General features: G+C 70.3%; 12 protein-coding genes. 5 read left to right on the top strand and 7 right to left on the bottom strand.

The genetic code is table 11. From position 1 onward, the window contains the following. Positions 1 to 42: 42 nt before the first annotated feature. Complete coding sequence (locus AB0M87_RS15870) at positions 43 to 1,158, bottom strand: galactosyldiacylglycerol synthase (protein ID WP_365853076.1); 1,116 nt, start codon at positions 1,156 to 1,158, stop codon at positions 43 to 45. 295 nt (positions 1,159 to 1,453) lie between these two features. Between AB0M87_RS15870 and AB0M87_RS15865 the strand changes: the two genes are divergently transcribed. The 3 genes from AB0M87_RS15865 to AB0M87_RS15855 are packed head-to-tail and all read left to right on the top strand — an operon-like array spanning position 1,454 to position 4,098. Beyond that, positions 1,454 to 2,272 (top strand): SDR family NAD(P)-dependent oxidoreductase, encoded by an 819-nt coding sequence (locus tag AB0M87_RS15865; RefSeq protein ID WP_365853074.1) that lies wholly within the window; start codon positions 1,454 to 1,456, stop codon positions 2,270 to 2,272. Between the two features lie 12 nt (positions 2,273 to 2,284). Continuing rightward, entirely contained in the window at positions 2,285 to 3,280 is a 996-nt protein-coding gene (locus AB0M87_RS15860; protein ID WP_365853072.1) for a DMT family transporter, read from the top strand. Further along, a complete protein-coding gene (locus AB0M87_RS15855; protein WP_365853070.1) occupies positions 3,280 to 4,098 on the top strand; it encodes a polysaccharide deacetylase family protein in 819 nt (272 codons plus the stop codon). The genes AB0M87_RS15860 and AB0M87_RS15855 overlap by 1 nt, the downstream gene beginning before the upstream one ends. On the opposite strand, the gene AB0M87_RS15850 is transcribed toward AB0M87_RS15855, so the two are convergent. The 3 genes from AB0M87_RS15850 to AB0M87_RS15840 form a co-directional block, all read right to left on the bottom strand. Further along, positions 4,047 to 4,943, bottom strand: coding sequence for a DMT family transporter (locus AB0M87_RS15850; RefSeq protein ID WP_365853068.1), 897 nt, complete (start codon positions 4,941 to 4,943; stop codon positions 4,047 to 4,049). The two genes, AB0M87_RS15855 and AB0M87_RS15850, sit on opposite strands and share 52 nt — an antisense overlap. A gap of 236 nt (positions 4,944 to 5,179) precedes the next feature. Continuing rightward, positions 5,180 to 5,350 (bottom strand): hypothetical protein, encoded by a 171-nt coding sequence (locus AB0M87_RS15845; RefSeq protein WP_365853066.1) that lies wholly within the window; start codon positions 5,348 to 5,350, stop codon positions 5,180 to 5,182. A gap of 180 nt (positions 5,351 to 5,530) precedes the next feature. Then, entirely contained in the window at positions 5,531 to 5,935 is a 405-nt protein-coding gene (locus AB0M87_RS15840) for an SPW repeat protein (RefSeq protein ID WP_365853431.1), read from the bottom strand. Between the two features lie 200 nt (positions 5,936 to 6,135). Here AB0M87_RS15840 and AB0M87_RS15835 point away from each other — a divergent pair, with 200 nt between their 5' ends. Then, entirely contained in the window at positions 6,136 to 7,344 is a 1,209-nt protein-coding gene (locus AB0M87_RS15835; protein ID WP_365853064.1) for an MFS transporter, read from the top strand. An 18-nt stretch (positions 7,345 to 7,362) separates the two neighbouring features. On the opposite strand, the gene AB0M87_RS15830 is transcribed toward AB0M87_RS15835, so the two are convergent. Further along, entirely contained in the window at positions 7,363 to 8,373 is a 1,011-nt protein-coding gene (locus tag AB0M87_RS15830) for a YihY/virulence factor BrkB family protein (protein WP_365853062.1), read from the bottom strand. Between the two features lie 369 nt (positions 8,374 to 8,742). On the opposite strand from AB0M87_RS15830, the gene AB0M87_RS15825 reads away from it, so the two are divergent. Next, positions 8,743 to 10,512: a SpoIIE family protein phosphatase gene (locus tag AB0M87_RS15825; RefSeq protein WP_365853060.1), complete on the top strand. Its 1,770-nt coding sequence runs from the start codon at positions 8,743 to 8,745 to the stop codon at positions 10,510 to 10,512. A 31-nt stretch (positions 10,513 to 10,543) separates the two neighbouring features. Here the strand turns inward: AB0M87_RS15825 and AB0M87_RS15820 are convergent, their stop codons facing one another. Then, a complete protein-coding gene (locus AB0M87_RS15820; RefSeq protein ID WP_365853429.1) occupies positions 10,544 to 11,449 on the bottom strand; it encodes an arabinan endo-1,5-alpha-L-arabinosidase in 906 nt (301 codons plus the stop codon). Positions 11,450 to 11,955: 506 nt separating this feature from the next. Further along, on the bottom strand, positions 11,956 to 13,419 hold the full coding sequence (gene xylB, locus AB0M87_RS15815; protein WP_365853058.1) for a xylulokinase: 1,464 nt from the start codon (positions 13,417 to 13,419) through the stop codon (positions 11,956 to 11,958). Positions 13,420 to 13,477: the final 58 nt, after the last annotated feature.

The following is a 13,477-nucleotide window of genomic DNA, read 5'->3' as shown; positions in this document are numbered from 1 at the left end:
GTCCGCGCGAGGCGGTGGCCGCACCGGGCCCGTCCCACCGGCCTACGCCCGGCAGGCCAGCGCCGTCAGCGGCTGTACGGCGTCCGCGGAGAACAGCGACCTGCCCGTGGCGATCCGCTGCTCGCGCGCCGGACCGGGCTCGCTGAGGGTGTCCAGCGACTGGATCAGCGACCAGGAGTCCCGTGCGTATTCGGTCAGTCCGTGTTCGGCCATCCGGCGGACGCCCTCCTCGCCGTGGCCGGGGATGGGCCGGTAACCGACCACGGGTACTCCGGCGGCCAGCGCCTGCAGGGCGGTCTGTCCGGCCGCGTTGTCGATGAGAGCTCGGGCGCCCGCCATCAGGCCGGGCATGTCGTCGACCCACCCCGTCGCGCAGACGCCCGCTATCCGCGACACCTTGCTGCGCAGCCGGGTGTTCCGGCCGCACAGCACGACCGGCCGGTACCCGGCGGCCTCCAGTAACCGAGCGGTGCGCACCATGTGGGTTCCCGCGCCCCAGGCGCCCGCCGAGACGAGCACCACCGGCCGGTCCGGCGCCGCCGTGCAGAGGCCCTCGGTGCCGCCGTCCTTGGTGAGCGTCGCATCGGGGGGCGCGGAGCGAAGAAACCGCTCGGCCACCAGAGCACCGGACGTGGCGGCCGGCCGGCGCACTGCCTGCTGTACCTGGCGGGTGAGGTCAGGTGTCAGGCACAGATACAGGTCGTTGCCCGGGTGCAACCACTGGCGGTGCACGGCGAAGTCGGTGATCACCACAGCACTCGGCACGGCCAGTGCCCCGCGCGAGCGGAGCCTGCCGGTGAGCTGAGCGGCGAGGTGGAAGACGGGTACCACCACGTCCGGCCGCGTGCGCCCGACGAGGGCGAGCAACTCCCGTTCGGCCAGCGCGGCCAGTGGCGCACTGCCGGGCCGGGGGCCGCCCCCCGACCGGAAGAACGCCGCGTAGAGACCCGCATAGAATCCGGGCAGGTGGCAGATGACTGTCCGGTAGAAGGCCCGCAGTCCGCTGCCGATCCCGGCGGGGAGCAGCTCCAGAACATCGGCCCGCGCGACCTGGTTCCCGGCGGCCTCCAACCTGCGGGTCAGCTCCGTGGCCACCGCATCATGGCCGGACCCCATGCTGGCGCTCAGAACCAGGAAGCGCCTCGGAACAGTGCTCATGTCCGAGCCGTTTCGACGGGAGATGCCTCCACATGCAACCTGGCACTTGCTTGTACGGGAAACGGACGCATAGTCACCTCTGAGGTCGCCGACCATACCGGAGTATCCGCCTGTCCTGCCCGAAACGTAATTTTGCCTTTCTCCTGGTCCCATGACGGCGTGGGAAGTGTTTACCGAGTCCCGCTCGGGCTACTCCTAGTTCACCTCGTGTTACGCAGAACCTCGACCGGCGCGGCTGCACCCTTCGGTGTCCCGCAGGCCCGCCGCACTGACAGCGCTGATGCAGGGAGATGCCATGGCACGGACCGTTCCCGACATCGCTTCCCGCGACGCCACCGGCCGGGAAGCGCTGGACGGCTACGGCGCTCCGAGCGGTGTGGCCCTGGTGACGGGTGCTTCCTCCGGTATCGGGGCCGCTATCTCGCAACGGATCGCGGCCGAGGGCGGCTGGCGGCTGTTGGTCAGCGGCCGGGACCGGGAGCGTCTGGACGACGTGGCCGCGACGACATCGTCCGTGGCGCTGCGTGCGGACCTGACCACCCTGGCCAGCACCGAGCGGCTGGTCGAGAACGCCCTGGACGTCGCGGGCCGCATCGACCTGCTGGTAGCAGCGGCAGGGGTCGGCTGGGCGGGACCCTTCCGGTCGATGCCCGCCACCGCCGCGGAGCGGGTCCTGACCGTGGACCTTGTCTCGGTCGTCCATCTGGTCCGGCTTGTGCTGCCGCACATGCTGGCCGCCGGACGCGGAGACATCGTGCTGATCGGTTCCGTGGCAGGCACCCTCGGAGTCCGCGGCGAAGCCGTTTACTCAGCGGCGAAGGCCGCGGTGGCCGCCTTCGCCGATGCCTTGCGGTACGAACTGGAGGGGACAGGCGTGCGCGTCACCCACGTGATCCCCGGTGTGGTGGACACGCCGTTCTTCGAACGACGCGGTATGCCGTACACGCGATCCCGGCCGAGGCCGATCCCCGCCGAACGCGTCGCCGACGCGATCTGGAAGGCGCTGCTGCGAGGACAGGACGAGGTGTACGTCCCCGGTTGGCTGCGGCTGCCCGGGTGCGTACGAGCCGTCGCCCCTACGCTCTATCACCGGCTCGCCGCCCGCTTCGGCTGATCGGCTGACCCGGTGAGCGTCCTCACTGCGGTACTGGCGCTGCTGGCGGCCCTGGCCAATGGGGCGGCGTCCGTGCTGCAGCGACGGGCGGCGATCGACCAGGCGAAACAGGAGACGAAGGGGGGACAGCGGGGTGCGCGGCGCACGATGCGTCGAGTGGGGCAGCTTCTGCGGCGCCCGATCTGGCTGGCCGGAGCGGCGGCGCTCGGTCTGTCGGCCGTCTTCCAGGCGGGCGCGCTGGCGGTCGGCAGCCTGGCCGTGGTGCAGCCACTACTGGCGAGCGAACTGCTGTTCACCCTGCTGCTGGGCAGTTGGGTCTTCCATCACCGCCCGGGCCTTCTTACGTGGCTGTCGTTCCTGATGCTCGCTGTGGGTCTGGCACTCTTTCTCGGCTCCGTCGCGCCGTCGGCCGGTGAGGAGACCGCGACCGCGGGCCGCTGGCTGCCGGTCGGCATCTGCGCCACCGTGGCGGTGGTCGCCCTGGTCGCACTCGCCCGGACGCTCCGCGGCGCTTCGCGCGCCGCGGCGCTCGGGTTCGCCACCGCTGTCTGTTTCGCCTGCACGGCCGCCTTGATCAAGGAAGTCACCGGCCACATCTCGGACGGCGCCGCAGACCTCTTCACCACGTGGCATCTGTACGCGATGTGCGGGGCAGGCCTGCTGAGCCTGTTGTTGCTGCAGGTCACTCTGCGCGCCGGGACGCTGGCTGCCTCGCAGCCGGCGCTCACCCTCGGGGACGCGCTGGTGAGTGTGGCGCTGGGGTGGGCGTTGTTCGACGAGCGGATCGCGCTCGGTATCCATCTGCTGGTGGCAGGCCTCGGCGCATGCCTGATCGCGGCCGGTACGACCGGTCTCGCGCACTCCCCGGCGGTGGCCGGTGACTGGGACGCCACGGGCGCCCCCACATCGCGCAGCTCATCGGCCGGCACCCCAGGGGGCAGCACACCGAGCGGCAGCACCCCACAGGACAACACCCACCCGCGGGACAGCAGAGGAGATCAGCCCTGATGACGAGCCGCCGGAGTCAGAAAGCCCCGGTCCTGGGCCACCTTCCCGTCACGGCAGCGGCGCTGGCCCTCGCCGCGCACATCGTTCCGGCCAGTACCTGGCTGCCGGAGCTGCGCCGACAGGTTTTCCCCGCACTCGCCGGCCTCGGAGATCCTGGCCACATCGCGCTGACCTTCGATGACGGACCCGATCCGAACTCCACGCCACGTTTCCTCGACACCCTGGACCGGCTGGCGACACGAGCCACCTTCTTCGTGCTCGGAGAGAGCCTGCTGAGCCACCCGGAGCTCGGCCGCGACATCGCCCGCCGTGGCCACGAACTCGCCGTCCACGGCTGGACGCACAGCCGCCCCTGGCTGCCGGTGCCGTCCCGGGACATCCGTGCGGTTGCCCGGGCCGCCGAAGTCGTGCGGGACATCTCGGGCACCGGACCACGGTGGTACCGACCGCCCTACGGGATCCTGACCGGCGGCCGGTGGCTGGCAGCGGCACGCTCGGGGCTTCGCCCGGTGCTGTGGTCGGCCTGGGGGCGGGACTGGACTGCCGATGCGACACCCGAATCCGTGCTGCGGACCGTGCGACGCGATCTGCGGGGCGGCGGTACCGTCCTGCTGCACGACACCGACCGGGCGGCGGAATCCGGCTGCTGGCGGGCCACCCTCGCGATGCTGCCCGACCTGGTCGACGGCTGCCGCTCCGCGGGACTGACCGTGGGGCCCCTCGCGGAACACGGCGTGCGACCGGAAGCGGCGGTCGGCCCGCTGCGTCACGGAACCTCGCTGTCCTCCACACCGTTCTGCGCGCCGTTCTCCCGATGAGCACCCGCAGGCAGCATGGGATGACGACCGAGGAGGAAAACCCCGAAAACGATGGCCCCCAGCCCCAACGCCTCCCCGACCAGCGCCACGGGAGTGACGAGGAGGCGGTCTCCGAGGAAGCCGATACCGCAGGCGATACCCACCAGCGGTTCGGTGGCGGTGAGCGTGGGCAGTGACATGTGCAGCGGCCCCAGTTCGAAGGCGCTCTGCACCAGCAGAAGCCCCGTCAGGGCGAGGGCGACGACGGCGTAGGGCTGCCAGCTCGACAGCAGGCCCGGCAGCGCACCGCTGTCGAAGATGTCACTGGAGGTCCGGGTCAGCGCGTCCTGCAGCCCGTACAGGGCCCCGGCGGCTGCTGCCAGGAGCGGCGGTTCCGCGGAGCCGGCCAGCCGCCGGGCCAGGACGACGAGCACCAGGGCCACGCCGAGCACGATGCCCACGACCAACCAGTGGCGCAGCGGCCCACCGAGCGCCGTGCTGCTGTACGGCTGACCCGCGATCATGAACGCCGCCACACCACCGCTGAGAAGTACCACGCCGATCCAGCCGGTCCAACCGAGCCGTAGCCCGGTCAGCCGTCGCGCCAGCGCCATCGCGAACAGCAGGCTGGTGCCCAGCAGCGGTTCGACCCGGCTCAGCTCACCGTGCGCGAGAGCGAAGACGCTGACGATCTGACCGGCAATCATGAATCCGATCCCGGCCAGCCACAACGGCACCCGGACCAGGTCGAGCAGAAGGCGGAAGGACAGCACGTCCGCCACCGGGGCCCGCTCTGCGGCGCGCTGCTGCAGGACAAAGCCCAGCCCGAGCAGGCACGCGGCGGCGAGCCCATACACGTACACCATTACGGGCCCGTCTCTCTGCCGCGTCGGCTCGAATGATCAGCGTGGCAAGTGGGGGGGACACGCGTATCACTTTCCGGCATGTATCTCTTTCCGGCATCCGGTTCGTGGCTCGGGGGCCACCACATGCCAGCCGTACCTGGAGGCCCCGGTCCCCCGATCTTACGAATCAGCAGTTCGGATACCGGGCAAGGAAATAGGGCATCCGCATGACACTGGGCGGGACGGAGGAGGCGGTATCAGCTGAGGGTGAAGTAGCGCAGCCAGAGATAGGCGGCGGAGATCACCAGGGTGGCGGCGGTGAGGGTGAGGCCGTATGTGGTGAATCGCCAGAAGAAGATCGGGGTGCGGTTGCGTTCCGCGATGCCGAGCACGACCACGTTGGCGCCGGCACCGATGGCAGCGGTCACGCCCGCGGGCGCGGACGTACAGCACTGCCGGAGACCGACCTCGCAGCGGGACACGGATACCGGGTGGCCGGCCCCCGCCGACGTCGAAACCCGTAGTGCCCGTTATTCACAGGCACTACGGGTTCCACGCACCTCACCGGTCCGGGGCTTCACAGGTCCCGGAGCGCGTAGGGCGTCACCTCACCGGCGGCGTGTTGCGCCCATGCCGGCCATGGTGAGAGCACAGACGAGTGCGACGGCCCCCACGATCACGTTGCTGACGATCGTCGATGTGGTGTCGACGTTCCCGGCCACCGCCCACGGAGCGATGATCGTCCATGCGCCGATCCCGGCGGCCGCCCAACTCATGCCGTGGGTGCGTTCGTAGGCCGAACCGAAGCCGACCGCCAGAACGGTCAGCGCCAGACCGGTGATCAGGTTGTTCACCGTCAGAGTGCTGAAGCCGTTGAAGCCGACGATCCACGGCGAGGCTGCCAGGTACAGGCCGGACAGCACGCTCAGTGCTTCCACCCCCTGGGCCGCCGGGCTCACCGCGGCCTGCTCCGAGTGCTCTCGCAGCGCCATGATGTCCGGGTGCTGGTGCATGCTCAGTGACGTCTTCGCCACCGCAGCCACCTCCCTCTCTCATTCGGCCAATCGCTGACGCCCCTCCAAGTGCCCATGGGACAACGCCTCATGCGCACCGTCCCCTGTGACATAACAGACATGAACGTGGCGTGCGGCCGTCGAGGTAGCGGGAACGTACGGTGTCTTCTCCGCGTGTTGCCGACAGAGGTGATGTCAGGATGACCCTGCCACGAGGTCATAGGGGCCGTCCCGGCATGGGACCGTGGCGATTCGTCGTCGCCTTCGGGTCCGTCAGTCTGCTCGCGGACATCGTCTATGAGGGCGCCCGCTCCATCACGGGCCCGCTGCTCGCCTCGCTGGGCGCATCGGCGACGGTGATCGGTGTGGTCACCGGCGCCGGCGAGGCGGCGGCACTGGGACTGCGCCTGGTATCCGGACCGTTGACCGACCGGACGCAGCGGTTCTGGGCGTGGGCGATCGCCGGTTACGCACTGACGGTCGTCTCGGTGCCGCTGCTCGGGCTGGCGGGAGCGTTGTGGGTGGCGTGTGCCCTGGTGATCGCCGAGCGGGTCGGCAAAGCGGTGCGCTCGCCCGCCAAGGACACCCTCCTCTCCTATGCGACGGCTGCGACGGGACGCGGGCGCGGTTTCGCCGTCCACGAGGCGATGGACCAGATCGGCGCGCTGATCGGTCCGCTCACCGTGGCCGGCGTGCTCGCCCTCACCGGGAACGACTACGCTCCCGCCCTGGCCGTGCTCGCCCTGCCCGGGGCCGCTGTACTGGCCGTGCTGGTGTGGTTGCGCCGGCGCGTGCCGGACCCGGCAGCCTATGAGCGGGGTCCGGCATCGGCTTCGCAGCAGGACACCACGGACCATGTGCCGGGACGACTGCCGCGCGACTTCTGGGTCTACGCCTGTTTCACCGCCGCCACCATGGCAGGGTTCACCACGTTCGGCGTGCTCTCCTTCCATCTGGTGGAGCGGGGAATGCTGTCGGCGTCCCTGGTACCCGTGCTGTACGCGGGCGCCATGGCCGTCGACGCGGCGGCCGCGCTGGCCACCGGCTGGGTGTACGACCGGGTGGGGCCCCGGGTGCTGGTGGCTCTGCCATTGCTCACTGCGGCGGTGCCCGCCCTGGCCTTCACCAACACCCTCGCCATCGCCGTGACCGGCTCGCTGGTATGGGGCGCCGCCATGGGCATTCAGGAGTCGACGCTGCGTGCCACCGTCGCGGATCTCGTCGCAGCCGAGCGCCGGGCCACCGCCTACGGCATCTTCGCCGGTGTGGTCGGCGCCGCCAGTCTCGTCGGTGGGGCGATGACGGGCGCGCTGTACACCTACTCGATCCCGGTGCTGATCACGGTGGTCACCGCGGTACAGGTGGCTGCTCTCGCCCTGCTGGCCGCCACTCGCGTACGCCGCACCTGATTCCGCCCGTACCCCGGGCTACGCGGTCCGGGAGCGCTTCTTGCGTTTGGGCTTCTCCCGCTCGTCCATCTGGAGTTCACGCTCGGCTCCCGGCACCCCCTCGGCGAGCTGCCGACCGCGTTCCCGCTCCGCGTTGAACTCGGCTCCCAGCAGGATGGCGAGGTTGGTGATCCACAGCCACACCAGGAAGACGATGATGCCGCCGAGAGCGCCGTATGTCTTGTTGTACGAGCCGAAGTTGGCCACGTAGAAGGCGAAACCGATGGAGGCGACCAGCCAGAGGATCAGTGCGAGGACCGCGCCGGGAAACACGGCCTTCAGTCCCGCCAGACGGGCGTTCGGGGAGGCGAAGTACAGGATCGCGAAGATCAGCACGACGACGAGAATCAGCACGGGCCACTTGGCGATGTTCCACGCGGTCACCGCCGCGTCGCCCGCGCCGATCGCCGAACCCACCTTCCGGGCCAGCGGGCCGCTGATGACCAGGGCTACCAGCACCAGGGCCTGAAGGAGCACCAGGAGGAGCGTGACGAGCAGTTGCAGCGGGCGCAGCTTGAGGAAGGGACGGCCTTCCTCCACCTCGTAGATCCGGTTGGACGCACGCATGAAGGCCCCGATGTACCCGGATGCCGTCCACAGCGCCGAGGCCAGCCCGACGATCAGCAGGACGGTGCCGGTGCTCCCGTGGGAGGCGATTCCCTTGATGGGCCCCTTGAAGGTGTTCACCGCGGAGGCCGGGCCGATCAGACTGACCAGGTTGGTCGCCTTGTCAATGATCGTCTTCGGGTCCATGACCAGGCCGACCAGTGAGACCAGTGCGATCAGGGCCGGGAAGATGGACAGGACCGCGTAGTAGGTCAGCGCTGCCGCGGAGTCCGAGAGGTTGTCCTCCTTGAACTCCGTCAGGGTACGGCGAAGCGTCTGCCCCAGGCTGCCGGTCTTGGTATGCGGTGGCCCTTCGGGCCGCCGGCCCGACGTCTTCTCGTCGCGGTGAGAACCGCCGCCACCGGGGGACTGCGGATCGGACATGGCTCCCCGCTCTCCGGTAGAGGTCGAGCGGCCGATGAGGGGTGTTCGCCGCGGCCCGACCTCTGCTCGTCGTTCTTCACGGAACCGGGCTGGACGCATGCTGAGGATGCCACTTCGGCTGCACCCGCCTGCCTGGCGTATCACCGGCCGTTCACCAGCAAAACCGCATACAGGCGTCGCTGCAACGGGGCAGCTTCATTCGGCCGAACGAAGGGACCGGCCCGACGGCCGGTACCGGCGGACGTCAAGGGCCTCGGACGACGGGAAGTACTCCGGCGAATCTTCGGGTGCCTGCCCGCCAAATCGCTCATAGGGTAGCCCCGAGCGGGTGACGGGCGGCAGAGTCGCAGACAACGGTAGGGCCGGCGGATGGGCGGGAGAGTGGACGTGGGGCACGGCCGGAAACAACTCGAGGGTCTTCGCGTCGCGCGTCGGCTCACCGCGGCGCTGACCCAGGGCCTGACTCCGCGGGCCCGGGTCGCCCGCGACCAGCTCGGGTGGCTCAACGAGGCAAGCGTGCGCATCGGAACCACTCTGGACCTGTTGACCACTTCCCAGGAACTGGCGGACTTCGCCGTCCCCCGGCTGGCCGACGGGGCTGCCGTCGACCTCCTGGAGTCCGTGCTGCAAGGGGAGGAAGGGGAACGCCCGAGTGGCAGCGGGCGTTCGGTCAAGCGGGCCATGGCCGTCGCGTCGATCGACGGACTGGCCGAGCAGTTGGAGCCCGACAAGGTGGGCGAGATCTCCGCTCCGCGGGAGCGGGAGACGTACTTCTCACGCGCCATGGCCACCGGTCGGCCCGTGCTGGTGAGCAGGATCGGGCCGCGTGAGTACGGTCGGGTGGCACCCACGGACAGCGCCGCTGACAAGCTCCGGCAAGCGGGCGTGCACAGCTATCTGATGGTGCCGCTGATCGCCCGCGGTGTACTCCTCGGAGCGGCCGACTTCGTCCGGGTGGGCAGCCGGCCGGGTTTCACCGAGGCAGACCTGGCGCTCGCCACTCAACTCGCCTCGAAGGCCGCCGTGTACGTGGACAACGCGCGGTTGTACGGGCGCGAGCGCGAGCACGTGGCGCGGCTCCAGCGGAATCTGCTGCCGCATGCCACTCCCCGCACGCCGGGCCTCGGGGTCACCTCCCGGTACACCCCGACCGCCGACCCGCTCGGGGTCGGCGGCGACTGGTTCGACGTGGCGCCGCTACCGGGCGGCCGGACGGCCCTGGTGGTGGGAGACGTCATGAGTCACGGCCTCGCGGCGGCGGCCACCACAGGCGTACTGCGCGCCGTGACCCGGACCCTCCTGGCGCTGGACATGACCCCGGAACGGATGCTCGCCCGACTGGACCTGGCCGCGCGGGACCTCGCAGAGGACCAGGTAGCGACCTGCCTGTGCGCTGTCTACGATCCCGCCGACGCCAGTTACACCCTCGTGAGCGCCGGGCACCCGCCGCCCCTGTTGGTCACCGCCGACGGCTCTGCCTCGTATGTGGACGTGCCCGTCGGCGCTCCGATCGGCGCCGGTGTCATCCCGTACGACTCGCGGCGGGTGACCGTCCCGCCCGGCAGCAGGCTGGTGCTCTACACGGACGGACTGATCAAGTCGCGTACGGAGGACATCGACGTCCAGCTGGCGCGACTGCGGTCCAGGGCTTCCGGGATGGGCCCGGCCGAGCTCGACGCCTGCGCGCTCAGTGACCTCGCGCCCGACGGAGATGCCCGGTTCGACGAGGCGGTCATGCTGGTGGCCGCTACCCGGGGGCCGCTCGCCGGGGCCGATCTGTGCCTCTGGGACCTGCCCGCCAACGGCTCGGCGGCGGGCGCGGCACGCAAGTTGGTCAGGGAGCAGCTCGACATCTGGCATCTCGGCGATCTGGCGGACGTCACCGAACTCGTGGTCAGTGAACTCGTCGGGAACGCGCTGCGCTACGGAGGCGCCCCCGGGAATCTGCGCCTGCTGCTCCACGACCGCCTGGTGGTGGAGGTCTCGGACACGGGGCCGGACCTGCCCCGGATCCAGCACACCTCGCTCGATGACGAGGGCGGCCGGGGCCTCCAGTTGATCAACATGCTGTGCCGGCGCTGGGGTTCCTGCCGGACCCCTACCGGCAAGATCGTCTGGGCGGAACAGGACATCCGGTAGGAACGCCGCAGCCGGACGGATGAGTAGCGGATCAGTAGGCGACGGGCCAACCGGACGTCCAGTTGAGCAGGTTGATCCCGAGCTTCGGGGTGCCGTTGTCGTTGCCGTCGTAGTAGTGGTAGACGATCAGATCGCCGTCCGTGTCCTTCATGACGGACTGCCCACCGGGGCCGATGACGCTGCCGTGCGACTCGAGGACGGGCGTGCCGCCGTTGTTCATCATCGCGACACCGTTCTTGTCGGAGTACGGCCCGGTGATGCTGGTGGCGCGTCCCACTTTCACCTTGTAGGTGGAGCTGGTGCCGGCGCAGCACACGTCGTACGAGGCGAACAGGTAGTAGTAACTCCCGCGTTTGACGATGTACGGGGCTTCGACGGCCTTGGTGCCGGTCGGCCGGGACGCCAGTGAGTAGCGGGTGGTGCGGGAGGACAGCTGCTTGCCGGTCGACGGATCGATCCTGATCATCTTGATGCCGGTCCACCAGCTCCCGAAGGACAGCCACCACGTACCGTCGTCGTCGACGAAGAGGTTCGGGTCGATGGCGTTGTAGTCGCTGGACGTGGTGGACGTGTAGACGACCCCCTGGTCGCTCCATGATCCGGGCAGGCCGGTCGCTGAAGTGGCCAGACCTATCGCTGACTTGTTGGAGCCGAAGGTCGAGACGGCGTAGTACATCAGGTACCTGCCACCGTGGTACGAGATGTCCGGTGCCCAGGCTTCGGTGGCGTACGACGACCACCAGGACGGCTTGCCGGCGAAGGCATCACTGCCCGCCGTGAAGGTGATCCGGTCGGTGGAAGTGCGGTAGCCGAGGCCGCCGCCGGTCGCGTACAGGAGGTACCGGCCGGACGAGGTGCGGACCATGGTGGGGTCGTGGACCACGGTGTCACCGGTGACACGGCCGGGATTCGGGTACGCGGAGGCGGCCGACGGCATGAGGGCGAGCAGGGCAGCCGTGGGGACGGCCAGGAGGACGGTCCTGGCGCGGGCGATGGTGGGGGGCACGCGATCTCCTTCGAGCTGCGGGTCATGAGCAGACGCTATGGTCGATATATCGAACGTTGGTCGCAACTGCGGACGTGACTGTAGAATCGAACCCGTTGCGGGTCAACAGTTCAGGCAACAACTTGCTTGGCACCGAACGCAGTCACCGAACACAGTCACCGGCACAGTCAACGGTGCACTGTCCCGGTCTCCTTGACGGCGTTCGGGTCCTCGTCCAGATGCACCCGCCCGGTCTCTGCCCAGCGCCCGCGTCTCAGACCCGGACCCGCTTCCCCCGCCATACCCGGCTCCCTGTGTCCGACGACGTGCCAGAGGCCCGCGGGCCATACGGTACGACTCGGTGCGGCGTGGCGAAACGGCTCAACAGCCGTACCGGACAGGGCCTTCGCACCCTGGCCCGGTGCGAGCGAGTGGGCAGTGCCGCGGCAAGCGGTGCTTCACGGGCGCCGGTTCTCCTGTTGCAGCAGTGCGCCGGCATCAGCGAGAGTGTGGCCGATCCGGTGCAGCGCCGCCTCATCCAGCGCACCGGGCGCGTACTGAGGTCCGCGAGCGGGGTCCCACCGCCGCGCGACATCGGCCGGGTCCTCACCGAGCACCAGCCCCGCGGCCTGCGCCGCCGCGCCCAGCGCGACCAGTTCCTTCGCCGCGGGCACCTGCACCGGCCGCCCCGACAGGCGACGCACGGTCTCCCGCCAGGCCGTGCCCTGTGCCCCGCCGCCGATCAGCAGCAACGGCGCTGCCGGGTCCGCGTCCTCGTCGAGCACCCGGTCCAGCGCGGCGAGCAGGGCGTAGACGGCGCCGTCGTAGGCGGCCTGCAGGAGCTGGCCCGCCGATGTGTCGTGGCGCAACCCGTACAGCAGACCGGAGGCGTGCGGCAGGTGGGGCGTGCGCTCCCCTCCCAGGAACGGCAGCAGCACCGGGCTGCCGCCCCCCTCGACGGCTTCCCGGTCCAGTTGGAGCAGCGCGGCGATGCGGTCGACGGCGAGCGTGCAGTTGAGGGTGCAGGCGAGCGGCAGCCAGCCGCCGCGCGCGTCGGCGAAACCCGACACCGTCCCCGAGGGGTCGACGGGCCGCCGTTGCGACACCGCATAGACGGTGCCGGACGTGCCCAGACTGAGCACCGGCTGCCCCGGGCGCAGCCCCAGCCCGAGTGCGGCGGCCGCGTTGTCGCCGGTGCCCGGTGCCACCGGGATGCCGGCCCGAAGCGGCAGGCCGGGCAGCTCGCGGGTGATTCCCGCGGTTTCCCCGGGGGCCACCACTTCGGGGAGCAGGGCGGGGGAGAGGCCCGCCAGTGCGAGGATGTCCTCGTCGTACTTCTCCGTCGCCGACGACCACCAGCCGGTGCCCGAAGCATCGCCGCGGTCGGTCGTGCCGCGTCCCGTCAGCCGTTCGGTGAGATAGTCGTGCGGCAGCCGGACGGCAGCCGTGGCCCGCGCCGCCTCGGGCTCGTTCTCCAGCAGCCAGGCCCACTTGGTGACGGTGAAAGCGGGCCCCGGCAGGCTCCCGGTGCGCTCGGCCCAGGCATCGGGACCCGCACCATCGGGACCTGCCAATTGCTCGATCAGCCGTGCGCTCTGCGGGGCGGACCGCACGTCGTTCCAGAGCATCGCCTTGCGCACCGGCCGGCCGGCGGCGTCGAGCGGCACCAGGCCGTGCTGCTGCCCGCCGATCGCTATGGCCGCCGCCCGACCGGTCGCCGGCCCGCACTGGTGCAGCGCTGCCGTGAGCGCCTGCCACCACTGCTCGGGGTCGCTCTCCCGGGCCCCGCCGTCGCCGGAGACCGTGTGCGGGGCCTGCCCTCGGGCCACAACATCACCGGTGGCGGTGTCGACGACCAGCGCTTTGGTGGACTGGGTGGAGGAGTCCACGCCGATGACGAGGGGGCCTTCGGGTGCTGCCATCGATCTCTCCGCTCTGAGGGGCCTTGCTCAGGTGTGCCGGGGTGTGCGGCGTCCGCAA

It is taken from the genome of Streptomyces sp. NPDC051320, from assembly GCF_040682175.1.
Lineage (GTDB): Bacteria > Actinomycetota > Actinomycetes > Streptomycetales > Streptomycetaceae > Streptomyces.
Note: the sequence above shows the minus strand (reverse complement) of the source record. Positions and strands in the feature narration are given on the sequence as shown.